Source organism: Streptomyces sp. NPDC034103 (assembly GCF_055575395.1).
Genome location: NZ_JBVISS010000008.1, coordinates 227,529 through 251,613, shown reverse-complemented (window position 1 = coordinate 251,613; position 24,085 = coordinate 227,529). Strand labels below are relative to the sequence as shown.

Genomic DNA, 24,085 nt, shown 5'->3' with positions numbered 1-24,085 from the left:
CGGTCGTCATCACCATGGGCAACCGCCCGGACGAGCTGCGCGCCCTGCTCGACTCGGTCGCCAAGCAGGACGGCGACCGGGTCGAGGTGGTCGTCGTCGGCAACGGCTCGCCCGTCCCCGACGTCCCGGAGGGCGTGCGGACCGTCGAGCTGCCCGAGAACCTCGGCATCCCCGGCGGCCGCAACGTCGGCATCGAGGCGTTCGGCCCCAGCGGTCGCGATGTCGACATATTGCTCTTCCTGGACGACGACGGCCTCCTCGCGCAGCACGACACCGCCGAGCTGTGCCGCACGGCGTTCGCCGAGGACCCCGAGCTCGGCATCATCAGCTTCCGCATCGCCGACCCGGACACCGGCCTCACCCAGCGCCGCCACGTCCCCCGGCTGCGCGCCTCCGACCCCATGCGCTCCTCGCGCGTGACCACCTTCCTCGGCGGTGCCAACGCCGTCCGCACCCAGGTCTTCGCCGAAGTCGGCGGCCTGCCGGACGAATTCTTCTACGCCCACGAGGAAACCGACCTGGCATGGCGGGCTCTCGACGCGGGCTGGATGATCGACTACCGGTCCGACATGGTGCTGTACCACCCCACGACCGCGCCCTCGCGGCACGCGGTCTACCACCGCATGGTCGCCCGCAACCGGGTCTGGCTGGCCCGCCGCAACCTCCCCGCGCTCCTGGTCCCGGTCTACCTCGGGGTCTGGATGCTGCTCACCCTGGTGCGCCGCCCCTCGCGGCCCGCGCTGAAGGCGTGGTTCGGCGGGTTCCGGGAAGGCTGGACCACCGCGTGCGGCCCACGTCGGCCGATGAAGTGGCGTACGGTGTGGCGGCTGACCCGACTGGGCCGCCCCCCGGTCATCTGACAAGCTCGAACCTGAGAGCGGCACCGGGCCCGACCCCGGCCCCCGGCTCATGCCCAAGCCCGCACGGGCTGTGCATCTCGAAGACGAAAGTTTCCACTAGTGAGTGAGACAACGCACGACGGCCAGATCGCGGTGACCGCGCCTCCGTCGCCCGACGAGGGCCTCACGGCGGCGCAGCTGGCCGACAAGTACGGGCTGTCCGTGAGCGGTGCCCGCCCCTCGCTCGTCGAGTACGTCCGCCAGCTCTGGGACCGCCGCCACTTCATCCTCGCGTTCTCGCGGGCGAAGCTGACCGCCCAGTACAGCCAGGCCAAGCTCGGCCAGCTGTGGCAGGTGGCCACACCGCTGCTGAACGCGCTCGTGTACTTCTTCATCTTCGGTCTGCTGCTGGGCGCGCGGAAGGGCATCCCGCACGACATCTACGTGCCGTTCCTGGTGACGGGTGTCTTCGTCTTCACCTTCACCCAGAGCTCGGTCCTCGCGGGCGTGCGCGCCATCTCCGGCAACCTCGGTCTGGTCCGCGCGCTGCACTTCCCACGCGCCTCGCTGCCGATCTCCTTCGCGCTCCAGCAGCTCCAGCAGCTGCTGTACTCGATGATCGTGCTGGTCGTGGTCATGGTGGCGTTCGGCAGTTACCCCGGCCTGTCCTGGCTGCTGGTGCTGCCCGCGCTGGTCCTGCACTTCGTCTTCAACACCGGCCTCGCGCTGATCTTCGCCCGCATGGGCAGCAAGACCCCCGACCTGGCCCAGCTGATGCCGTTCGTGCTGCGCACCTGGATGTACGCCTCGGGCGTCATGTTCAGCATCCCGGCCATGCTCGCCGACAAGGACATGCCGGGCTGGGTCACCGAGGTCCTGCAGTGGAACCCCGCAGCGATCTACATGGACCTGGTCCGCTTCGCGATGATCGACGGCTACGGCTCGGGGTACCTGCCCCCGCACGTGTGGGCCTTCGCCGTGGGCTGGGCGGTGCTGGCCGGGGTGGTCGGCTTCGTCTACTTCTGGAAGGCGGAAGAGAGGTACGGCCGTGGCTGAGCAGCAGACCGACGTGCGCCCCACCGTCATCGCGGACGATCTGCACATCGTCTACCGCGTCAACGGCGCCAAGTCTGGCAAGGGCAGTGCCACCGCCGCCCTCAGCCGCATCGTCAAGCGCGGCGAGGAGCGCGGGGTGCGCAAGGTGCACGCCGTGCGCGGTGTCTCCTTCGTCGCCTACCGCGGCGAGGCCATCGGACTGATCGGCTCCAACGGCTCCGGCAAGTCCACGCTGCTGCGGGCCATCGCCGGACTGCTGCCCGCCGAGAGCGGCAAGGTCTACACCGACGGCCAGCCCTCGCTGCTCGGCGTCAACGCGGCACTGATGAACGACCTCACGGGTGAACGCAACGTCATATTGGGCGGGCTCGCCATGGGCATGACCCGGGAACAGATCAGGGAGCGCTACCAGGAGATCGTCGACTTCTCCGGGATCAACGAGAAGGGCGACTTCATCACCCTTCCGATGCGCACGTACTCCTCCGGCATGGCGGCCCGGCTGCGCTTCTCCATCGCCGCGGCCAAGGACCACGACGTCCTGATGATCGACGAGGCCCTGGCCACCGGCGACCGCAAGTTCCAGAAGCGCTCCGAGCAGCGGATCCGCGAGCTGCGCAAGGAGGCCGGCACGGTCTTCCTGGTCAGCCACAACAACAAGTCGATCCGGGACACCTGCAACCGGGTGCTGTGGCTGGAGCGCGGCGAGCTGCGCATGGACGGACCCACCGACGAGGTCCTCAAGGAGTACGAGAAGTTCACGGGCAAGTAGTCCACCCGCCCCTGGACGCACCGGGGCACGAGGCTTCGCGGGGCCCCGCCGGAACTGCTCCGGCGGGGCCCCGCGTCTGCAAAGGAAACGTCAACTTCGGTACGGCGTAGGAATCTTGAAGTCAATCGGTGTGTTGTTGTGATGTCCAGGAGACCCCGGCTGCCCGCGCCGAGTTGTACAACGTAAGCTGTACCGGTCCCGAATCGCGGCAAGTGGGGCGATAATGCCCGACACCCTCAGTCAGGGCCGCTCCGCGGAAGGCTGGGCGGCGTGTCCGAAATAGTGCGTATTGGGTCTGCGGTGTAGAACGGGAGATGTGACGGCCATGGCTACGGAAACTCCCCAGCTCCAGGCAGTTGCCGTCCCCGCCCCGGGCAGTTCGCGGTGACGGGAACCGACACGGCGCGCGCCCCCGATCCGGAGCGCGGAACGCTGGACAAGGCCGCGGGTGAGAACTTCCCCGTGGCTCCCTTCTTCCTGCCCCGGGCCTGGCGCACCGATCTCATGGCGGTGTACGGCTTCGCCCGTCTCGTCGACGACATCGGCGACGGGGACCTCGCCCCCGGCGGCGCCGACGCCCGCCTGCTCGGCGTCGGACCCGGGGACGCCGAGGACCGGCTCCTGCTGCTGGACGCCTTCGAGGCCGACCTGCGCCGGGTCTTCGACGGCACCCCCCGCCACCCCCTGCTGCGGCGCCTGCAGCCGACGGTCCGCCGCCGCTCGCTGACCCCCGAGCCCTTCCTCGCCCTGATCGCCGCCAACCGCCAGGACCAGCTGGTCCAGCGCTACGAGACCTACGACGACCTGCTCGCCTACTGCGAACTGTCCGCCAACCCCGTCGGCCGCCTGGTGCTCGGCGTCACCGGCACCTCCACCCCCGAGCGGGTCCGGCTGTCGGACGCGGTCTGCACGGCGCTCCAGATCGTCGAACACCTCCAGGACGTCGCCGAGGACCTCGGCCGCGACCGCGTCTACCTGCCCGCCGAGGACATGAAGCGGTTCCATGTCCAGGAGGCGGATCTCGCCACGACGACCGCGGGCGCATCGGTGCGCGCACTGGTCGCGTTCGAAGCACAACGCGCCCGCGATCTCCTGAATGAAGGCGCCCCCCTGGTGGGTAGCGTCCACGGCAGGCTGAAGCTGCTGCTCGCGGGGTTCGTGGCGGGGGGAAGGGCGGCCGTCCAGGCGATCGCCGCCGCCGAATACGACGTACTTCCCGGCCCGCCCAAGCCCGGCAAGCTCCGGCTGCTGCGCGAGGTGGGCCTGACTCTGCGAGGAGAGGGGTGATCCGGACCGTGGAGGCCGAACCACGCGTGTCCGCACCGGTACTCGCCGCCTACAGCTACTGCGAGACCGTCACCGGACAGCAGGCCCGTAACTTCGCGTACGGCATCAGGCTGCTGCCGACGCCCAAGCGGCGTGCGATGTCCGCGCTCTACGCGTTCTCGCGCAGGGTCGACGACATCGGAGACGGCGCGCTGGGCGACGACATCAAGGCGGCCAGACTCGAGGACACCCGGGCGATGCTGGCCCGGGTGCGCCGCGGCGCGGTCGAGGAGGACGACACCGACCCGGTCGCGGTCGCCCTCGCCCATGCCGCCGAGACCTTCCCGATCCCGTTGGACGGCCTGGACGAGCTGATCGACGGCGTCCTGATGGACGTACGCGGCGAGACCTACGAGACCTGGGACGACCTGAAGGTCTACTGCCGCTGTGTCGCCGGTGCCATCGGACGGCTCTCGCTCGGGGTGTTCGGCACCGAACCGGGGGCGCGCGGCGTCGAGCGCGCGCCGGAGTATGCCGACACGCTCGGACTCGCGCTCCAGCTCACCAACATCCTCAGAGACGTCCGCGAGGACGCGGAGGACGGACGCACCTATCTGCCCGCCGACGACCTCGCGAAATTCGGCTGCTCGGCCGGGTTCAACGGGCCGATCCCACCGGAGGGCTCCGACTTCGCGGGCCTCGTCCACTTCGAAGTGCGACGGGCCCGCGCCCTTTTCGCCGAGGGCTACCGGCTGCTGCCGATGCTCGACCGGCGCAGCGGCGCCTGTGTCGCCGCCATGGCCGGGATCTACCGGCGGCTGCTCGACCGCATCGAGCGCGACCCGCAGGCGGTGCTGCGTGGGAGGGTCTCGCTGCCCGGACGCGAGAAGGCGTACGTCGCCGTGCGCGGTCTGTCCGGACTCGACACCCGGCATGTCACGCGGCAGACCGTCAGGAGGCGCGCCTGATGGGCAATTCGGTCCAGGGTGACGCCGCCGGGGAACAGTGCGACGCAACCCCCCGCTCAGGGACCGCGTCCCTGACTGCGACGGCCGGCCGTGCATCGTTCACACACCACGGTGGCCGGGCAGGGGAGGACGCACGATGACCGACGGCAATCAGCCGGGGCGGGACGCCGTCGTGATCGGCGGCGGGCTCGCCGGCATCACCGCGGCGCTCGCCCTCGCCGACGCGGGCGTCCGCGTCACCCTCCTCGAAGGACGGCCGCGCCTGGGCGGGCTCGCCTTCTCCTTCCAGCGCGGCGATCTCACCGTCGACAACGGACAGCACGTCTACCTGCGCTGCTGCACCGCCTACCGCTGGTTCCTCGACCGGATCGAGGGGGCGGCGCTGGCACCGCTGCAGAGCCGTCTCGACGTGCCCGTGGTCGACGTCGACAAGCCCGAGGGACGGCGGCTCGGCCGACTGCGGCGCGACCCGCTGCCGGTGCCCCTGCACCTGGGGCGCAGCCTGGCGACGTACCCCCACCTCTCGCTCGCCGAACGGGCCAGGGTCGGCCGCGCCGCGCTCGCGCTCAAGGGGCTCGACCTCGCCGACCCGAGCCTGGACGCGCAGGACTTCGGCAGCTGGCTGGCCGCGCACGGTCAGTCGGCACGCGCCGTCGAGGCACTGTGGGACCTGGTCGGGGTCGCCACCCTCAACGCTGTGGCCTCCGACGCCTCGCTGGGGCTCGCCGCGATGGTGTTCAAGACCGGTCTGCTGTCCGACCCGGGCGCGGCGGACATCGGCTGGGCGCGTGTCCCGCTGGGTGACCTGCACGACCGGCTGGCCCGCAAGGCGCTCGACTCCGCGGGCGTGCGTACCGAGGTCCGTACCCGCGTCACCTCCCTGTCCGCCGACGAGAACGGGACCTGGCGCGTCCAGGTGCCCGGCGAGACGCTTTACGCCGACTGTGTGGTGCTCGCCGTACCGCAGCGCGAGGCCCACGACCTGCTGCCCGCAGGCGCGCTCGACGCCCCGGAACACCTGCTCGCGATCGGCACCGCGCCGATCCTCAACGTGCACGTCGTGTACGACCGCCCGGTGCTGAACCGTCCCTTCTTCACCGCCCTCGGCACCCCGGTGCAGTGGGTCTTCGACCGCACCGACGCCTCCGGGCTCGCCCAGGGGCAGTACCTGGCGCTGTCCCAGTCGGCCGCGGCGGACGACATCGACGAGCCGGTCGCCGCGCTGCGGGAGAAGTACCTCCCGGAGCTCCAGCGGCTGCTGCCCGGCGCGCGCGGCGCCGAGGTGAAGGACTTCTTCGTGACCAGGGAGCGGACGGCGACGTTCGATCCCGCCCCCGGCGTCGGACGGCTGCGGCCCGGCGCCCGCACCAAAGCCCCCGGCCTGTACCTGGCCGGATCGTGGACCGCCACAGGGTGGCCCGCGACGATGGAGAGTGCGGTCCGCAGTGGCGTCAGTGCGGCGGACGCCGCGCTGGGCGCCCTGGGCCGGCCCCGCCCCCGTCACCTCTTCGAGTTCGAGGAGGCGGCGTGATGCTCGACCAGCGCGCGGCAGGCCCCCGCACCCCCGGCACCGCAACAAGAGGAGAGACTGTGCCCACTGTGCCCCCGGCCTCGACGGCTGCCGAGGCGGTGGACGTGACCGCGCTGCTGGAGCGTGGCCGAACCCTGGCCACTCCGGTACTGCGGGCGGCGATCGACCGCCTCGCCCCTCCCATGGACACCGTTTCCGCCTACCACTTCGGCTGGATCGACGCCGCGGGCAACCCCGCGGACGGCGACGGCGGCAAGGCCGTGCGTCCCGCGCTCGCCGTGCTGTCCGCCGAGGTCACCGGTGCCGCGCCCGCGACCGGCATCCCCGGCGCCGTCGCCGTGGAGCTGGTGCACAACTTCTCGCTGCTGCACGACGACCTGATGGACGGCGACGAGCAGCGCCGCCACCGCGACACGGTCTGGAAGGTGCACGGCCCGGCCCAGGCCATCCTCGTCGGCGACGCCCTGTTCGCGCTCGCCAACGAGGTCCTCCTCGAACTCGGCACCGTCGAGGCCGGCCGCGCCACCCGCCGGCTGACCGCCGCCACCCGCGCCCTGATCGACGGACAGGCCCAGGACATCTCCTACGAGCACCGCGACCGCGTCAGCGTCGAGGAGTGCCTGGAGATGGAGGGCAACAAGACCGGTGCCCTGCTGGCCTGCGCCAGCTCCATCGGCGCCGTGCTCGGCGGTGCGGACGACCGCACCGCCGACACCCTGGAGAAGTACGGCTACCACCTCGGTCTCGCCTTCCAGGCCGTCGACGACCTCCTCGGCATCTGGGGCGACCCGGTCTCCACCGGCAAGCAGACCTGGAGCGACCTGCGTCAGCGCAAGAAGTCCCTGCCGGTCGTCGCCGCGCTCGCGGCGGGCGGTCCCGCCTCCGACCGGCTCGGCGAGATCCTCGCCGCGGACGCCAAGAGCAGCGACTTCGAGAACTTCTCCGAGGAGGAGTTCGCGGCCCGCGCCGCCCTCATCGAGGAGGCGGGGGGCCGGGACTGGACGGCCGGTGAGGCCCGCCGCCAGCACGCCATCGCCGTCGAGGCGCTCGACGCCGTCGACATGCCCGACCGGGTGCGGGCCCAGTTCACCGCGCTCGCCGACTTCGTCGTCGTACGAAAGAGATGAGCCCTATCAGCCGAATAGCCCTCGCGTAGTCGCCGGCCGGTGCTGCGAGGAAAGGAAAGGCACCGGCCGACGGCGGACCCACAGCAGAGCACCGCATTGCACACTGCACGAAGGGGAAGCCATGACAGCGACGACCGACGGAAGCACCGGGGCCCTGCCGCCCCGGGCTGCCGCGGCCAGCGAAACCGACCTCGACACCCCCGCGGCGGCCGGGGTACAAGAAGCCGCCGTACACGCCGTGCAACGCGCCACGGCGTTCCTGCTCGCCCGGCAGGACGCCGAGGGCTGGTGGAAGGGCGACCTGGAGACCAACGTCACCATGGACGCCGAGGATCTGCTGCTCCGTCAGTTCCTGGGCATCCAGGACGAGTCGACCACCCGCGCGGCCGGTCTCTTCATCCGCGGCGAGCAGCGCGAGGACGGCACCTGGGCCTCCTTCTACGGCGGACCCGGCGAACTCTCCACCACCGTCGAGGCCTACGTCGCCCTCCGGCTGGCCGGGGACGCCCCCGACGAGCCGCACATGGCGAGGGCCTCGGAGTGGATCCGCGCCCAGGGCGGCATCGCCGCGGCCCGGGTCTTCACCCGGATCTGGCTGGCCCTGTTCGGCTGGTGGAAGTGGGAGGACCTTCCCGAACTCCCGCCTGAGCTCATCTACTTCCCCAAGTGGATGCCGCTCAACATCTACGACTTCGGCTGCTGGGCCCGGCAGACCATCGTCCCGCTGACGATCGTCTCCGCGAAGCGGCCGGTGAGGCCCGCGCCGTTCCCGCTCGACGAACTGCACATCGACCCGGCGAACCCCAACCCGGCCACGCCCCGTGCCCCGGTGGCCAGTTGGGACGGCGCCTTCCAGAGGCTGGACAAGGCGCTGCACCAGGTGCGCAAGGTCGTGCCGCGCCGGCTGCGCAGGGCGGCCATGAACACCGCCGCCCGCTGGATCATCGAGCGGCAGGAGAACGACGGCTGCTGGGGCGGTATCCAGCCGCCGGCGGTGTACTCGATCATCGCGCTGCACCTGCTGGGCTACGACCTCCAGCACCCCGTGATGCGCGAGGGGCTGGCGTCCCTGGACCGCTTCGCCATCTGGCGCGAGGACGGGGCCCGGATGATCGAGGCCTGCCAGTCGCCCGTGTGGGACACCTGCCTGGCGACCATCGCGCTCGTCGACGCCGGGGTGCCCGCCGACCACCCGCAGGTCGTCAAGGCGGCGGACTGGATGCTCGGCGAGGAGATCGTCCGCCCCGGAGACTGGGCCGTAAAGCGGCCTCAACTCCAGCCGGGCGGCTGGGCGTTCGAGTTCCACAACGACAACTACCCCGACATCGACGACACCGCCGAGGTGGTCCTGGCGCTGCGCCGCGTCAGGCACCACGACCCGCAGCGGGTGGAGAACGCCATCGGGCGCGGGGTGCGCTGGAACCTCGGCATGCAGTCGAGGAACGGGGCGTGGGGCGCCTTCGACGTCGACAACACCAGCCCCTTCCCCAACCGGCTGCCGTTCTGCGACTTCGGCGAGGTCATCGACCCGCCCTCCGCCGACGTCACCGCGCACGTCGTCGAGATGCTCGCGGTCGAGGGGCTCGCCCATGACCCGCGCACCCGGCGCGGCATCGAGTGGCTGCTCGCCGAACAGGAAGCGGACGGCTCGTGGTTCGGGCGCTGGGGCGTCAACTACGTCTACGGCACCGGGTCCGTCGTCCCCGCGCTCGTCGCCGCCGGCCTCCCCGGCGCGCACCCGGCGATCCGGCGGGCGGTGGCCTGGCTGGAGTCCGTCCAGAACGACGACGGCGGCTGGGGCGAGGACCTGCGCTCCTACCAGGACTCCACGAAGTGGAGCGGCCGCGGCGCCTCGACCGCCTCGCAGACGGCCTGGGCGCTGATGGCGCTGCTGGCCGCCGGCGAGAGGGAGTCCAAGGCGGTCGAGCGGGGCGTGAAGTGGCTGGCCGCCACCCAGCGGGAGGACGGCTCCTGGGACGAGCCCTACTTCACCGGGACCGGCTTCCCGTGGGACTTCTCCATCAACTACCACCTCTACCGGCAGGTGTTCCCGCTGACGGCGCTCGGCCGGTACGTGTACGGGGACCCGTTCGCCGACAAGGGGAAGCTGTCCGCCGAGGCCCGGAAGTCGTTCGCTGACGCGGGGAGGTCCTTCGTCGGCTCGGGGAAGCCGTCCGTCGACGCGGGGAAGCCCTTCGCCGAGGCGGGGGAGGCGTGAGATGAGCGCCGGACCGGTCCCCGCACCGCTGCTGATCGCCTGCGCGCTCGGTATCGAGCACCTCGCCCTGCGCAGCGGCGACCGCGGCGGCGCCGACGGGCCGGTCACCGTCCTGCGTACCGGAATGGGCCCGAGGGCGGCCGAGCGGGCCGTGACCCGGGCCCTCGCCGACCCGGCCCTCGCCGATGCCGCGGTGCTGGCCACCGGCTTCTGCGCCGGGCTCGCCTCCGGGATGCACCCCGGCGACCTCGTCGTCGCCGAGGAGACCCGGGACCCGGACGGAACCGTTCCGTGCGTGGGGACCGACCTACTCGTCAAGGAGCTGGCCCGGGCCGTCCCCGGACGTACCGTCCACACCGGACCGCTCACCGGTTCCGACCACGTCGTCCGTGGTCACGAACGGTCCGACCTGCTCGCGACCGGCGCGATCGCGGTCGACATGGAGTCAGCGGCCACGCTCCACAGTGCGGTACGGACGGGCGCACGCCCTGTTGCGGCCGTACGGGTGGTCGTGGACGCTCCAGAACATGAACTCGTCCGGATCGGCACGGTACGCGGTGGAATATCAGCCTTCCGCGTCCTTCGTTCCGTCCTTCCCGCTTATTACGAATGGCACCGTTCCTTGCTGCTCCCCAGGAGGTGAGCCAGATGGCCATGCCGCTGCGTCAGTCCATCAAGGTCGCTACATACTTGGCCGAACAGAAGCTCCGCAAGCGGGACAAGTTCCCGCTGATCGTGGAGCTGGAACCTCTCTTCGCGTGCAACCTCAAGTGCGAGGGCTGCGGCAAGATCCAGCATCCGGCGGGGGTGCTCAAGCAGCGCATGCCGGTGGCGCAGGCCGTCGGCGCGGTCCTTGAGTCCGGTGCCCCGATGGTATCCATCGCCGGGGGTGAGCCCCTGATGCACCCTCAGATCGACGAGATCGTGCGGCAGTTGGTGGCGAAGAAGAAGTACGTCTTCCTCTGCACCAACGCCATGCTGCTGCGCAAGAAGATGGACAAGTTCACCCCCTCGCCCTATTTCGCCTTCGCCGTGCACATCGACGGGCTGCGTGAGCGGCACGACGAGTCGGTGGCCAAGGAGGGCGTGTTCGACGAGGCGGTGGCGGCGATCAAGGAGGCCAAGCGGCGCGGCTTCCGGGTCACCACCAACTCGACCTTCTTCAACACCGACACCCCGCAGACCATCATCGAGGTGCTCAACTTCCTCAACGACGACCTCAAGGTCGACGAGATGATGATCTCGCCCGCCTACGCCTACGAGAAGGCTCCCGACCAGGAGCACTTCCTCGGCGTGGAGCAGACCCGCGAACTGTTCAAGAAGGCCTTCGCGGGCGGCAACCGGCGCAAGTGGCGGCTCAACCACTCCCCGCTCTTCCTGGACTTCCTGGAGGGCAAGGTCGACTTCCCCTGCACCGCCTGGGCGATCCCCAACTACTCCCTGTTCGGCTGGCAGCGGCCCTGCTACCTGATGAGCGACGGCTATGTGCCGACGTACCGCGAACTCATCGAGGAGACCGACTGGGACAAGTACGGCCGCGGCAAGGACCCGCGCTGCGCCAACTGCATGGCGCACTGCGGCTACGAGCCGACCGCCGTCCTCGCCACCATGGGCTCGCTGAAGGAGTCGCTGCGGGCCATGCGCGAGACCGTCAACGGAAACCGCGAGTAGTGCCGTGACGGCCATTTCCCTGGGCGTCCCCGAGGTACCGGTCCGGCCGATCGCCGAGCGGCGTGTGTCACGCCAGATCATGGTCGGGCCGGTGGCGGTCGGGGGCGGGGCCCCGGTGTCGGTGCAGTCGATGACGACGACCCGCACGTCCGACATCGGCGCCACGCTCCAGCAGATCGCCGAACTCACCGCGTCCGGCTGCCAGATCGTCCGCGTCGCCTGCCCCACGCAGGACGACGCGGACGCGCTGGCCACCATCGCCCGCAAGTCGCAGATCCCGGTGATCGCGGACATCCACTTCCAGCCCAAGTACGTCTTCGCCGCCATCGAGGCGGGCTGCGCGGCCGTACGCGTCAATCCCGGCAACATCAAGCAGTTCGACGACAGGGTCAAGGAGATCGCGCGGGCCGCGAAGGACCATGGCACCCCGATCCGGATCGGGGTCAACGCGGGATCGCTGGACCGGCGGCTGCTGAAGAAGCACGGGAGGGCGACCCCGGAGGCGCTCGTCGAATCGGCGCTGTGGGAGGCGTCGTTGTTCGAGGAGCACGGCTTCCGGGACATCAAGATCTCCGTCAAGCACAACGACCCCGTGGTGATGGTGGGGGCGTACACGCTGCTCGCGGAGAGCTGCGACTACCCGCTGCATCTCGGGGTCACGGAGGCCGGCCCCGCCTTCCAGGGCACGATCAAGTCGGCCGTGGCCTTCGGAGCCCTCCTCAGCCGGGGCATCGGCGACACCATCCGGGTCTCCCTGTCCGCGCCGCCCGCCGAGGAGGTCAAGGTCGGCATCCAGATCCTGGAGTCGCTGAACCTCAGGCAGCGGCGCCTGGAGATCGTGTCGTGTCCGTCCTGCGGGCGCGCCCAGGTGGACGTCTACAAGCTGGCCGACGAGGTCACGGCGGGCCTGGAGGGCATGGAGGTGCCCTTGCGCGTCGCGGTCATGGGATGTGTGGTCAACGGCCCCGGAGAGGCGCGGGAGGCCGACCTCGGGGTCGCCTCCGGCAACGGCAAGGGGCAGATCTTCGTCAAGGGCGAGGTCATCAAGACCGTCCCCGAGTCAAAGATCGTGGAGACCCTCATCGAGGAGGCGATGAAGATCGCCGAGCAGATGGAGCAGGACGGCGTCGCGTCGGGGGAGCCGGCCGTCACCGTGAGTTGAACAGCACGGACCGAAGGGGGCCCGAGCGTGACCATTCTGGAGACCATCCGGGGACCACGCGACCTAAAGGCGCTGTCCGAAGCGGAACTCGGCCAACTGGCCGAGGAGATAAGGGAGTTCCTGGTGCAGGCGGTCGCCAGGACCGGCGGACACCTCGGGCCCAACCTGGGGGTGGTGGAACTCTCCATCGCGCTCCACCGGGCCTTCGAGTCGCCGGTCGACCGCATCGTGTGGGACACCGGCCATCAGAGCTATGTGCACAAGCTGCTGACAGGGCGTCAGGACTTCTCCAAGCTGCGCGGCAAGGGCGGCCTGTCCGGCTACCCCTCGCGCGAGGAGTCCGAGCACGACATCGTCGAGAACAGTCACGCCTCCACCGCGCTCGGCTGGGCCGACGGGCTCGCCAAGGCCCGCGACGTGCGGGGCGAGCAGGGGCACGTGGTCGCGGTCATCGGTGACGGGGCGCTGACGGGCGGCATGGCCTGGGAGGCGCTGAACAACATCGCGGCGGCCAAGGACCGGCCGCTGATCATCGTCGTCAACGACAACGAGCGGTCGTACTCGCCGACCATCGGGGGCCTCGCCAACCACCTGGCCACCCTGCGCACGACCGACGGCTACGAGAAGTTCCTCGCCTGGGGCAAGGACGTCCTGCTGCGCACCCCGGTCGTGGGCAACACGGTCTACGAGTCGCTGCACGGCGCGAAGAAGGGCTTCAAGGACGCGTTCGCGCCCCAGGGCATGTTCGAGGACCTCGGGCTGAAGTACGTCGGTCCGATCGACGGGCACGACATCGGCGCCGTCGAGTCGGCGCTGCGGCGCGCGAAACGTTTCCACGGGCCCGTGCTGATCCACTGCCTCACGGAGAAGGGCCGCGGTTACGAGCCCGCCCTGGCCCACGAGGAGGATCACTTCCACACCGTCGGGGTGATGGACCCCCTCACCTGCGAGCCGCTCTCGCCGTCGGGCGGGCCGTCCTGGACCTCGGTGTTCGGCGACGAGATCGTCGCGATCGGGGAGGAGCGTGAGGACGTCGTGGCGATCACGGCGGCCATGCTGCACCCGGTGGGGCTCGGCAAGTTCGCCGCGCGGTTCCCGGACCGGGTGTGGGACGTCGGCATCGCCGAGCAGCACGCGGCGGTGTCCGCGGCCGGGCTCGCGACCGGCGGTCTGCATCCCGTCGTCGCCGTGTACGCGACCTTCCTCAACCGGGCCTTCGACCAGCTCCTGATGGACGTCGCGCTGCACCGGTGCGGGGTGACGTTCGTGCTGGACCGGGCCGGCGTCACGGGCGTCGACGGGGCCTCGCACAACGGCATGTGGGACATGTCGATCCTCCAGGTCGTCCCCGGACTGAGGATCGCCGCGCCCCGGGACGCCGACCAACTGCGGGCGCAGCTGCGGGAGGCGGTCGCCGTGGACGACGCGCCGACGCTGGTGCGGTTCCCGAAGGAGTCGGTGGGCCCGGTGGTCCCGGCCGTGGACCAGGTGGGCGGTATGGACGTGCTGCGCCGGGGCGAGCGGCCCGAGGTGCTTCTCGTCGCCGTCGGTGTGATGGCGTCCGTCTGCCTCCAGGCCGCCGAGCTGCTGGAGGCGCGGGGCGTCGACTGCACGGTCGTGGACCCCCGGTGGGTCAAGCCCGTCGATCCCGCGCTGCCGGGCCTCGCGGCGGAACACCGGCTGGTGGCCGTGGTCGAGGACAACAGCCGGGCCGCCGGAGTGGGCGCCGCGGTGGCGCTGGCGCTCGGGGATGCCGAAGTCGACGTACCCGTACGGCGGTTCGGGATCCCGGAGCAGTTCCTCGCGCACGCCAAGCGTGGTGAGGTGCTCGCCGACATCGGTCTGACGCCGGTCGAGGTGGCGGGACGGATCAGCGCGAGCCTGGCCGTGCAGGCACAGGCCGAAGCCAAGGAGACTGCTGGATGACCACGGAGTTCGACCTCGGCAGACTCCTGGCCGAACGCGGAGCCGAGCGCTACGAGTTGCACACCAGGTACCTCAACCACCAGCTCCCGCGCATGCTGCACACCATCGGCTTCGACAAGGTCTACGAGCGGGCCGAGGGCGCGTACTTCTGGGACGCGGACGGCAACGACTACCTGGACATGCTCGCCGGGTTCGGGGTGATGGGCCTGGGGCGCCATCACCCCGTGGTCCGCAAGGCGCTGCACGACGTCCTCGACGCCCAGCTCGCCGACCTCACCCGGTTCGACTGCCAGCCGCTGCCCGGGCTGCTGGCGGAGCGGCTCCTGTCCCACAGCCCGCACCTGGACCGGGTGTTCTTCGGCAACAGCGGCACGGAGGCGGTGGAGACCGCGCTGAAGTTCGCCCGGCGCGCCACCGGCAGGCCGCGCGTCCTGTACTGCGAGCACGCCTTCCACGGGCTGACCACGGGCTCGCTGTCGGTCAACGGTGAGGACGGCTTCCGTGACGGCTTCGCCCCGCTGCTGCCCGACACCGCCGTACCGCTCGGCGATCTCGACGCCCTGGCACGGGAGTTGCGCAAGGGTGACGTCGCCGCCCTGATCGTCGAGCCCATCCAGGGCAAGGGCGTGCACGAGTCCCCGCCCGGCTATCTGCGGGCCGCCCAGGAACTGCTGCACCGGCACAAGGCGTTGCTGATCGCCGACGAGGTCCAGACGGGACTCGGCCGGACCGGCGACTTCTACGCCTACCAGCACGAGGACGGCGTCGAGCCGGACCTGGTGTGCGTCGCCAAGGCGCTCTCCGGTGGCTATGTGCCGGTCGGCGCCACGCTCGGCAAGGACTGGATCTTCAAGAAGGTCTACTCGTCGATCGACCGCGTCCTGGTGCACTCGGCGAGCTTCGGGGCCAACGCGCAGGCCATGGCGGCGGGACTCGCCGTGCTGTCCGTCATGGAGAACGAGCAGATCACCGCCAACGCCCGCGCCACGGGCGACCTGCTCAGGTCCCGGCTCGCCGCCCTGGTCGACAAGTACGAGCTGCTCGCCGACGTGCGCGGCCGAGGACTGATGGTCGGCATCGAGTTCGGCAGGCCCAGGTCGCTGGGTCTGCGCAGCCGTTGGACCATGCTCCAGGCCGCCCGCAAGGGACTGTTCGCGCAGATGGTCGTCGTACCGCTGCTCCAGCGGCACCGGATCCTCACCCAGGTCTCCGGCGACCACCTGGAGGTGATCAAGCTGATTCCGCCGCTGACGATCGGCGAGCGGGAGGTGGACCGGTTCGTGGACGCCTTCACCGAGATCATGGACGACGCGCACGGCGGTGGCGGGCTGATGTGGGACTTCGGGAAGACGCTGGTGAAGCAGGCGGTGGCCAATCGCTGATCCGGACCGCCGTTGATGTCGAACTCCCGGTAGTGGCTTTTGCCTCTGAGGCAAGAAATTTGCCGCAGAGGCAAGCCTGCGGCTGAATGGGGAGCATGAGCTCTCCCGAGAACGAGCCGCCGGCGGGCGGGGCCCTCCCCGCCGTCGCGCCGCAGCTTCGTGCGCTGCGCCGCCGGGCCTCCCTCACCCTGGAGGCGGCGGCCCGGGCGGCGGGGTCGTCCCCCGCCCACCTCTCCCGCCTGGAGACCGGGCAGCGCCAGCCCTCGTTGCCGATGCTGCTCGCGCTCGCCCGCATCTACGGTACGACGGTCTCCGAACTGCTCGGCGAGACGGTCGCCGAACGGGACGCCGTCGTGCGCGCCGCCGACATGGAACCGACCGCCGCGGGCGGCTGGACCTACCGGCAGGCGGGCGCCCCCGGACGCGGCATGCAGGCCCTGCGCCTGCACGTCCCGTACGGCTCCCAGGGCGACATCGTGCGCGTGCACCCGGGCGAGGAGTGGCTGTACGTCCTCACCGGGCGGCTGCGGCTGCGCCTCGGGGACGCCACGCACCGGCTCGCCCCCGGCGACAGCGCGCACTTCGACTCGCTGACCCCGCACCGGATCGCGGCCGAGGACCCCGACGGGGTCGAGCTGCTGTTCGTCCACACCCTGTTGCAGAGCCCCACGGCCACGCTGTGCCTGGGCCCCACCCCTGGAGAGATGCCATGAGAGACATGGAGGAGAAGTTCCCCCGCGCCCTGTGGGTGCGGCTGATCATCTACATCGCGGTGGGGCACGTCTTCGCGGCGTTCATCTACCTGCTGTTCGAACTCGGTGCCAAGCAGTAAGCGGTAGCCGAGGAAGAGCCGCCAAGGAGCCGGGGAGCGGCCGACGTCAGTCCAGCAGGCGCTCGCGCAGTCCCTCCCGGAGCTCCGGGGTGACGCCGAGGCCCTGCTCCAGGTAGGTGTCGACATCGCCCCAGGTCTCCTCGATGGTCTCGAAAGCGGCCTGGAGATACTCGGCGCGCGCCTCGAAGAGGGGGCTGAGCAGCTCCATGACCTCGGGGGAGTAGCCGGCGGCCGAGCTGCTGCTGCGGTGCACCTTGTAGCGGCGGTGCTTGGCGTTGGACTCCAGGTAGTCCGCGAGGATCGCCTCCTGCTCCACGCCGAGGGCGAGCAGCGTCACCGCGATGGACAGACCCGCGCGGTCCTTGCCCGCCGCGCAGTGCATCAGCGCGGGCACACTCTCCTCGGCGAGGGAGCGCAGGACACGGGAGTGCTCGGCGGTGCGCTCCTTGATGATCTGGCGGTACGAGGCGATCATGCGGTTCGCCGCCTTGCCGTCGCCGAGGATCTCGCGCAACTGCTCGATCTCGCCGTCGCGGACCATCTTCCAGAACTCCGAGCCCTCCGCCGGGTCGCTCAGCGGGAGGTTCACGTTGCGCACGCCCGGCAGCTCGATGTCGGGGCCCTCCAGCTTCTGGTCCGAGGCGTTGCGGAAGTCGAAGACCGTGTGCAGTCCGAGCGAGGTGAGGAACGCGGCGTCCTCGTCGGTCGCGTGTGCCAGGTGGCCGCTGCGGTACAGCACTCCGTAGCGCACCCGCCGTCCGTCGACGGTCGGCAGCCCGCCCACGTCGCGGAAGTTGCGCACGCCGGCCAGCTCGGGCTCGGTCGACGGGATCTGCTGCGTCACGGGGGCTCCTCCCGGTCGGGACCGTCGCCGCGGCTCGTCGACGGGCTTTCATGACGATACGACATCGGTTCCCGGGGCAATCAGTTGTCCACAGACGTTGCCTCCAGGCCCGGAAGCCCTTGATGATGTTGGCGATTGAGCGTCCATGTTCGAATGTGTGAGGGTTTGATGCTGGAGATCTCCGAAACCGGCCGTACCTGGCTTCTCTCCGGGCCGGCCAGCAGTTACGCCGTCCACCTCACCGAGGACGACGTTCTGCTGCACCTCCACTGGGGCCCGAGCATCACGCTCGCCGACGCCGAGGAACTCGCCGCCCGGCCGCTGCCCGCCGAACGCGGTTTCGAGTCCCCGCTCGACGGCCGTGAGGAGTACCCCGTCGAGGGCGGCCCCCGCTTCGTGCGCCCCGCGCTGTCCGTGCGCGCGGGCGAGCGGCGCGGTACCGAGTGGAGCTTCGAGGCGTACGAGGCGCCGAACGGCGCCGGGGGCGACGAACTGCGGCTCCGCTTCCGCGACGGAGGACTCGCGATCACGCTCCACTACCGCATGCGCGGCGACGTCGTGGAGCGCTGGGTGGGCCTGGACAACCAGGGGCCCGACGCCGTGGAGCTGCTGCGCGCCGACTCCGCCACCTGGACGCTGCCCGAGCGCGAGGACTGGCGGCTGTCCCATCTGCACGGCCGCTGGGCCGCCGAGTCCCGGCTGACCAGCGCGCCGCTCACCTACGGCGAGCAGGTCATCGGCAGCCGCCGCGGCCACACCGGGCACCAGCACCTGCCGTGGGTGGCGCTGGACACCGACGCCACCGAGGAGCGCGGCGAAGTGTACGGCTGCGCTCTCGGCTGGTCGGGCTCCTGGCGGATCACCGTGGCCCAACTCCTGGACGCGCGTGTGCAGATCACCGGCGGCGCCGGGTACGACGAGTCGGGTCTGCTGCGGCTGGCGGCGGGGGAGACCTTCACCACGCCCGTCTTCGCCGGACTGTGGAGCGACGGCGGCTTCGGGGGCGCGAGCCGGGCCTGGCACGCGTACCAGCGGACGTACGTCGTCCCGGACGCGGACCGGGACCGGCCGGTGCTGTTCAACTCCTGGGAGGCCACCGAGTTCGACATCTCCGAGGAGCAGCAGGAGGCGCTCGCCCGGCGCGCCGCGGACATCGGCGTCGAGCTCTTCGTGGTCGACGACGGCTGGTTCGGCGCCCGTACCAGCGACCGCGCCGGGCTCGGCGACTGGGCGCCCAACCCGGACCGCTTCCCCGGAGGCCTGAAGCCGCTGGCCGACCAGGTGCACGCGCTCGGCATGCAGTTCGGGATCTGGGTCGAGCCGGAGATGGTCAACGCGGACAGCGATCTGTACCGGGCGCACCCGGACTGGGTCCAGTACCAGCCGGGACGAAAGCGGACGGAATTCCGCAATCAGCTCGTACTGAACCTGGCGCGCGAGGACGTCCAGGAGTACCTGTTCGGCCGGCTCGACGCCCTCCTGGCCGGCGCCCCGATCGACTACGTGAAGTGGGACTTCAACCGCAGCTTCACCGACGCCGGCTGGCCCGGCGAGCCGTATCCGCAGCGGCTCTGGGTCGACCACGTGCACGCCTTCTACGCCCTGCTGGACCGGCTCAGGGCGGCCCACCCGGACGTCGCCTTCGAGTCCTGCTCGGGCGGCGGCGGCCGGATCGACCTCGGTGTGCTGAGCCGGACCGACCAGGTGTGGACCTCCGACAACACCGATCCGCTGGACCGGCTCGCCATCCAGCACGGCTTCAGCCAGATCCACCCCGCGCGCGTGATGGCCGCCTGGGTGACCGACAGCCCGAACGCCATGCTCAACGGCCGGGTCAGCTCGCTGCGGTTCCGGTTCGTCAGTGCCATGGCCGGGGTGCTCGGCGTGGGCGGCGACCTCACCCGGTGGACCGAGGAGGAGCTCGCCGAGGCCCGTGAGTGGGTGGAGCTCTACAAGGAGATCCGGCCCCTGGTGCAGCGCGGCGACCAGTACCGGCTGCGGCCGCCGCGGGGCGGGCTGAGCGCCGTGCAGTACGTCCTCGGGGACGAGACCGTGGTCCTCGCCTCGCTCCAGGCGCAGAGCTACGGCGAGCCGGTGCCGGCGCTGCGGCTGCGGGGGCTCGATCCGGCGGCGTCGTACGAATGCCTTGAAACGGGCGAAATCCACAGAGGGGCTGTATTGCTGCATCACGGACTTCGCGTCGGCTTGCGGGGCGATTTGGATGCGACAGTTCTTCGGTTGCGCCGCATCTGAGCCTTCTGTCCGAATTGGCGCCTTCATTCGTGTTGCGATGCGTTCATTCCAACTCGCTCTGGAATAGCGGGACCTGTGAATCGGGCACGTGAGGAGCGTCATACCCGTGACGGTGCGTCGCCCGTCATGTTCACGTAATCTCCATGTTTTTCCTGGGGTTTGGAGGGGTGGAGGCGGACGTAATTCACGCACGGTGACCGGTAATTCCCACAGGGGATCACGAGGAACGCATTCACCTGGAACCTCTTACTTGTCCCTTTGCGTCCTGCTCGCTTACGTTCGCCATCCATCCGGACGGACGCCCAATCCTGCCGCCGCCCGGAGTCCCCACTACTCACCCGTGAACGGCAGGAGCGGGGGACCCACAGGTACAACTGCCTGTTCCGGTCTCCGGAACGGCTAGGGGTTAAGCCGCACCTCGGTGCGGCCGGGCATCTCCAGCTCGCACCCGACAGCTCACCTCGTAGGCGCCGGAGAGGAATTCGCCATGCCCGCGAAGGGTAAGCACCGCCGTCCGAAGGCCCAGCGCCTGACCCGCTCGATCGCCGTCGCCGGTACCGGCGGAGCGGCACTCGCCCTCCCGCTGATGGGTGCCGCGGGTGCCCACGCGGCCCCCTCACAGTCCGCTGCGCAAAAGGCCGTCCAGTCCCTTCCGGCCGCCGAGAAGACGGCTGTCGACAAGGTGGCGGAGAAGAAGAGCGCCGCGAACACCGCGACCGTGCGCACCTATTCGGTGCGGGCCGGTGACTATCTTTCGAAGATCGCCGACGAGCAGAACGTCAGCGGCGGCTGGCAGAAGCTCTACTCCGACAACCGCGAAATCGTCGGCTCCGACCCGTCGCTGATCCACCCCGGTCTGAAGCTGACCCTCGGCAAGAAGGCCGCGGCGAGCACGGAGAAGTCGGCGGACACGTCCACGAGCACCCGGAAGTCCTCGTCCTCCGCGTCCGGTTCGTCCTCGAAGGCCTCCTCGAAGTCGAGCACGACGGCCGCCACCCAGAGCAGCGAGTCGACCGGCGCGAGCAGCAGCGCCGGCGGCTTCACGCTCCCGGTCGCCGGTGCCACCGTCGGCACGCCGTACCGCATGGCCGGCAGCATGTGGTCCAGCGGGTACCACACCGGCGTCGACTTCGTCGTCCCGACCGGTACCTCGCTCAAGGCCGTCGGCGCCGGCACGGTCGTCTCCGCCGGCTGGGGCGGCGCGTACGGCAACCAGGTCGTCATCAAGCTCGCCGACGGCTACTACGCCCAGTACGCCCACCTGTCCTCGCTCTCGGTCTCGTCCGGCCAGACCGTCTCCGCGGGCCAGCAGGTCGGACTCTCCGGCGCGACCGGCAACGTCACCGGTCCGCACCTGCACTTCGAGATCCGCACCACCCCGGACTACGGCTCGGACGTGGACCCGGTCGCCTACCTCCGCGCGAAGGGCGTCTCCGTCGGCTGACCCCCACTCCACGTGCCACCGAAGGCCGGACCCCGATCCCCGGGTCCGGCCTTCGGTGTTGCCGTGGGTGCGTTCGTGACCGCGGCGTTGCGTTCCTGTGGCGCGGGTGCCCGGGGCATCGACAGGAAGGGGTGGGTGAGGGCAGGGTGATCCTCGCCGCCGAGCAAGCGCTTTCTATCCTCGCTCGCCGATACGCGCATCTCGGGGGCACCGCTTCCCCCGAGCGTCCAGGGGCGCCGCAAGGTGGCCGACCGGCCCTTTCACAGAGGAGCAGTATGACGACCACCCGTAGAGCCTTCGGCGCGCTCGCCGCCGGTGCCGCGCTCGCCGCCCTCGGCCCCGCCGGGAACGCCGCCGCCGGGCCCCGCCACCGTCGCCTGATCGCCCACGACGACTTCCGTCACGGCCTTCGCCAGTGGGCCGTGGAGCTGGAGAAGGGCGGCACCGTCACCGCCTCCCGCGGCGCCCTGGAGGTCGAGGTACCGGCCGGCGCGACGATCTGGTTCAGGAAGCGGCTCGAAGGGCCCTACGTCATCGAGTACACGGCCACGCCCGTGTCCGAGGGCGGCGTCAACGACCGGGTCTCCGACCTCAACAACTTCTGGAACGCGGTCGACGTCCGTTCCCCCGCGGACCTCTTCGCCACTCAGCGAGGCGGGGCGCTGGCCGAGTACGACCACCTCCGGACGTACTACGTCGGCTACGGCGCCAACACCAACACCACGACCCGGCTGCGGCGCTACGTCGGTGAGGCCGGCGTCCGTCCGCTGATCTACGACTACACGGAGCCGCTGCTCGTGCCGAACGAGCCCCACCGGGTCCGGATCGTCTCCGACGGCTCCACCCAGCGGTGGTGGAACAACGGGCGCCTCGTCTTCGACCACACCGACCCGGAGCCGTACACGAGCGGGCACTTCGCCTTCCGGACGACGTGGAGCCACTTCCGCCTGCACGACTTCCGGGTATGGCGGCTGAGCCCTCAACGCCAGTGATCGGAGGCCTATTCCAGGCTTGGGGAACACTTTAGGAGTGGCTTATCTCACCGCCCGTCAATCCCGCCTTACGGTCGCGTAGGTCACATTCGAAGGGGAATCATGGGCCGACGTGGCAGACGATTCGAAGAGTGACAGCAGAGCAGTGATCGGGTCGTACGTTGCGGTGGGGGACAGCTTCACCGAGGGCGTCGGCGACCCCGGCCCCGACGGGGCGTTCGTCGGCTGGGCGGACCGCTTCGCGGTGCTCCTGGCGGACCGGCGGCCCGAGGGCGCGTTCACGTACGCCAACCTCGCGGTACGCGGGAAGCTCCTCGACCAGATCGTCGAGGACCAGCTGCCCAAGGCCGTGGCCCTCGCGCCGGACCTGGTCTCCTTCTGCGCGGGCGGCAACGACATCCTCCGGCCCGGCAGTGACCCCGACGAGGTCGCCGAGCGCTTCGAGCGGGCGATCGCCCGGCTCACCGAGGCGTGCGGCACCGTGATGGTGACCACCGGCTTCGACACCCGTGGCGTGCCCGTGCTCAAGCACCTGCGCGGCAAGATCGCCACGTACAACGGACATGTGCGCGCGGTCGCCGACCGCTACGGCTGTCCCGTGCTCGACCTGTGGTCCCTGAAGACGATTCAGGACCGCAGGGCCTGGGACGGAGACCGGCTCCACCTGTCGGCGGACGGGCACACGCGCGTGGCGCTCCGGGCGGGCCAGGTGCTCGGTCTGGAGGTTCCCGCCGACCCTGACCAGGCGTGGCCCCCGCTGCCGCCGCGCGGCACCCTCGACGTCCGGCGCGACAACGTGCAATGGGCGCGCGAGTACCTGGTGCCGTGGATCGGGCGCCGGTTGCGCGGGGAGTCCTCGGGCGACCATGTGACGGCCAAGGGCGCGCTGTCGCCGGACGACATCAAGATGCGGATCGCGGCGGTCGCCTGACGAGCCGGAGAGCGGCCTCGTGAGGCGCGTGACGGCCGCTGCGGACCAGTGAGGTGACCGCGCGGGGGTGTGTGCGGTTCGGCTTCCGGGCCGGCGTCGGGTGACGGCACACCGCCACCCGACGCCCGATTCCCGGAGGGCCGGTCGCGCATGCCTGTTCCGCGTACGACCGTCACGGTCATGGCCGCGCCCCTCCGCCCCGGGGCTGCGCGGTGCTGCCGCACCGGCGACTGGGGCCGTCACCTCCGGGCCCTGCTGGAGGCCCTCACCGATGCCACTGGCGTGGGGTGCCGCCGGTACCGGGACAGCTCAGGGCGACGGCGACGGCGACGGCGTCGGTGGCGGCGGCTTGCGGAGGGGCCCGAGGGGCGAGGGGGAGCCGTTGAGGCACCCGAAGGGCGAGCTGGAGCTCGTGGAGCGTCTTCTCGTGGCCGATGGTGTTCAGCGGGAGCCGATCAGGCCCGGATCCACCGGCGAAGCGTCTCGACCGTGTTCTCCGGCGCGGAGTTGAAGCACAACCGGATGCCGGGCGCCTCCTCGACGAGGAGGTTGACCAGTCGTTCGAACAGGACGGTGTGCTCCGGCATCATCCGGACACCGCCCCCGATCATCGCCAAGCCGAACGTGTGCGCCCGGAGCGCTTCCCGGACGGCCGCCTCGGCTTCGTCCGCCGCGGTCCCGATCAGGCAGGACCGCACATCGAACCCCGCCTCGCGCAGTGCCGTGTGCGCCGCCTCGATCCGGGCCGTGAAGGCCTTCTCGTCGATCCCCTCGGGCAGTCGGCCGTAGTCGAGGACGCGCGGGTCCAGCCCGATGGACAGCACCTTCGTCGTGCTCGGCAGGGGAGCGGAGGCCGTCGAACGGACCATGGGCG

The 24,085-nt window shown here is 70.6% G+C and carries 22 protein-coding genes and 1 riboswitch; of the genes, 20 read left to right on the top strand and 2 right to left on the bottom strand.

From position 1 onward, the window contains the following. Window positions 1–14 precede the first annotated feature (14 nt). The 16 genes from ACZ56U_RS19645 (at window position 15) to ACZ56U_RS19570 (ending at window position 16,747) form a co-directional block, all read left to right on the top strand. Window positions 15–860: a glycosyltransferase family 2 protein gene (locus ACZ56U_RS19645; protein ID WP_469085450.1), complete on the top strand. Its 846-nt coding sequence runs from the start codon at window positions 15–17 to the stop codon at window positions 858–860. Window positions 861–959: 99 nt separating this feature from the next. Next, a complete protein-coding gene (locus tag ACZ56U_RS19640) occupies window positions 960–1,895 on the top strand; it encodes an ABC transporter permease (protein WP_469085257.1) in 936 nt (311 codons plus the stop codon). Next, a complete protein-coding gene (locus tag ACZ56U_RS19635; protein ID WP_469085256.1) occupies window positions 1,888–2,664 on the top strand; it encodes an ABC transporter ATP-binding protein in 777 nt (258 codons plus the stop codon). The genes ACZ56U_RS19640 and ACZ56U_RS19635 overlap by 8 nt, the downstream gene beginning before the upstream one ends. A 384-nt stretch (window positions 2,665–3,048) precedes the next feature. Further along, window positions 3,049–3,951: a squalene synthase HpnC gene (hpnC, locus tag ACZ56U_RS19630; protein WP_469085255.1), complete on the top strand. Its 903-nt coding sequence runs from the start codon at window positions 3,049–3,051 to the stop codon at window positions 3,949–3,951. Beyond that, window positions 3,948–4,898 (top strand): presqualene diphosphate synthase HpnD, encoded by a 951-nt coding sequence (gene hpnD / locus ACZ56U_RS19625; protein WP_469085254.1) that lies wholly within the window; start codon window positions 3,948–3,950, stop codon window positions 4,896–4,898. Before hpnC ends, hpnD begins: the two co-directional genes overlap by 4 nt. Then, window positions 4,898–5,038, top strand: a complete 141-nt coding sequence (locus ACZ56U_RS19620; RefSeq protein ID WP_469085253.1) for a DUF6380 family protein — start codon at window positions 4,898–4,900, stop codon at window positions 5,036–5,038. The genes hpnD and ACZ56U_RS19620 overlap by 1 nt, the downstream gene beginning before the upstream one ends. Beyond that, the gene (gene hpnE, locus ACZ56U_RS19615) at window positions 5,035–6,429 is read left to right on the top strand and encodes a hydroxysqualene dehydroxylase HpnE (RefSeq protein WP_469085252.1); all 1,395 of its coding nucleotides are present in this window, start codon (window positions 5,035–5,037) and stop codon (window positions 6,427–6,429) included. Before ACZ56U_RS19620 ends, hpnE begins: the two co-directional genes overlap by 4 nt. Next, window positions 6,429–7,556, top strand: coding sequence for a polyprenyl synthetase family protein (locus ACZ56U_RS19610; RefSeq protein ID WP_391235170.1), 1,128 nt, complete (start codon window positions 6,429–6,431; stop codon window positions 7,554–7,556). The genes hpnE and ACZ56U_RS19610 overlap by 1 nt, the downstream gene beginning before the upstream one ends. A 121-nt stretch (window positions 7,557–7,677) precedes the next feature. After that, window positions 7,678–9,774, top strand: coding sequence for a squalene--hopene cyclase (gene shc, locus ACZ56U_RS19605; protein ID WP_469085251.1), 2,097 nt, complete (start codon window positions 7,678–7,680; stop codon window positions 9,772–9,774). Window position 9,775: 1 nt separating this feature from the next. Further along, entirely contained in the window at window positions 9,776–10,417 is a 642-nt protein-coding gene (locus ACZ56U_RS19600; protein ID WP_469085250.1) for a phosphorylase family protein, read from the top strand. Between the two features lie 5 nt (window positions 10,418–10,422). Further along, window positions 10,423–11,445: an adenosyl-hopene transferase HpnH gene (hpnH, locus tag ACZ56U_RS19595; protein ID WP_391235165.1), complete on the top strand. Its 1,023-nt coding sequence runs from the start codon at window positions 10,423–10,425 to the stop codon at window positions 11,443–11,445. A gap of 4 nt (window positions 11,446–11,449) precedes the next feature. Beyond that, window positions 11,450–12,607, top strand: coding sequence for a flavodoxin-dependent (E)-4-hydroxy-3-methylbut-2-enyl-diphosphate synthase (gene ispG, locus ACZ56U_RS19590; RefSeq protein ID WP_469085249.1), 1,158 nt, complete (start codon window positions 11,450–11,452; stop codon window positions 12,605–12,607). A 27-nt stretch (window positions 12,608–12,634) separates the two neighbouring features. Further along, entirely contained in the window at window positions 12,635–14,533 is a 1,899-nt protein-coding gene (gene dxs, locus ACZ56U_RS19585) for a 1-deoxy-D-xylulose-5-phosphate synthase (RefSeq protein ID WP_469085248.1), read from the top strand. Continuing rightward, window positions 14,530–15,915 carry an aspartate aminotransferase family protein gene (locus ACZ56U_RS19580; protein WP_469085247.1) on the top strand — a complete coding sequence of 462 codons (1,386 nt, stop codon included), beginning with the start codon at window positions 14,530–14,532 and terminating at the stop codon, window positions 15,913–15,915. The genes dxs and ACZ56U_RS19580 overlap by 4 nt, the downstream gene beginning before the upstream one ends. A 95-nt stretch (window positions 15,916–16,010) precedes the next feature. Continuing rightward, window positions 16,011–16,628 (top strand): helix-turn-helix domain-containing protein, encoded by a 618-nt coding sequence (locus ACZ56U_RS19575; RefSeq protein ID WP_469085246.1) that lies wholly within the window; start codon window positions 16,011–16,013, stop codon window positions 16,626–16,628. Continuing rightward, window positions 16,625–16,747, top strand: coding sequence for a DUF6126 family protein (locus ACZ56U_RS19570; RefSeq protein WP_469085245.1), 123 nt, complete (start codon window positions 16,625–16,627; stop codon window positions 16,745–16,747). Before ACZ56U_RS19575 ends, ACZ56U_RS19570 begins: the two co-directional genes overlap by 4 nt. 46 nt (window positions 16,748–16,793) lie before the next feature. Here the strand turns inward: ACZ56U_RS19570 and ACZ56U_RS19565 are convergent, their stop codons facing one another. Next, a complete protein-coding gene (locus tag ACZ56U_RS19565; protein ID WP_469085244.1) occupies window positions 16,794–17,591 on the bottom strand; it encodes a tyrosine-protein phosphatase in 798 nt (265 codons plus the stop codon). Window positions 17,592–17,759: 168 nt separating this feature from the next. On the opposite strand from ACZ56U_RS19565, the gene ACZ56U_RS19560 reads away from it, so the two are divergent. The 4 genes from ACZ56U_RS19560 (at window position 17,760) to ACZ56U_RS19545 (ending at window position 23,211) form a co-directional block, all read left to right on the top strand. Next, window positions 17,760–19,844 (top strand): alpha-galactosidase, encoded by a 2,085-nt coding sequence (locus tag ACZ56U_RS19560; protein WP_469085243.1) that lies wholly within the window; start codon window positions 17,760–17,762, stop codon window positions 19,842–19,844. 325 nt (window positions 19,845–20,169) lie between these two features. Then, window positions 20,170–20,329, top strand: a riboswitch (cyclic di-AMP (ydaO/yuaA leader). Window positions 20,330–20,331: 2 nt separating this feature from the next. Further along, window positions 20,332–21,288 carry a M23 family metallopeptidase gene (locus ACZ56U_RS19555; protein WP_469085242.1) on the top strand — a complete coding sequence of 319 codons (957 nt, stop codon included), beginning with the start codon at window positions 20,332–20,334 and terminating at the stop codon, window positions 21,286–21,288. Between the two features lie 275 nt (window positions 21,289–21,563). Continuing rightward, window positions 21,564–22,280: a DUF6250 domain-containing protein gene (locus ACZ56U_RS19550; RefSeq protein ID WP_469085241.1), complete on the top strand. Its 717-nt coding sequence runs from the start codon at window positions 21,564–21,566 to the stop codon at window positions 22,278–22,280. A gap of 145 nt (window positions 22,281–22,425) precedes the next feature. After that, entirely contained in the window at window positions 22,426–23,211 is a 786-nt protein-coding gene (locus ACZ56U_RS19545; RefSeq protein WP_469085449.1) for an SGNH/GDSL hydrolase family protein, read from the top strand. A gap of 455 nt (window positions 23,212–23,666) precedes the next feature. Here ACZ56U_RS19545 and ACZ56U_RS19540 read toward each other — a convergent pair whose 3' ends face one another. Then, complete coding sequence (locus ACZ56U_RS19540; RefSeq protein ID WP_469085240.1) at window positions 23,667–24,080, bottom strand: hypothetical protein; 414 nt, start codon at window positions 24,078–24,080, stop codon at window positions 23,667–23,669. Between the last annotated feature and the right edge of the window lie 5 nt (window positions 24,081–24,085).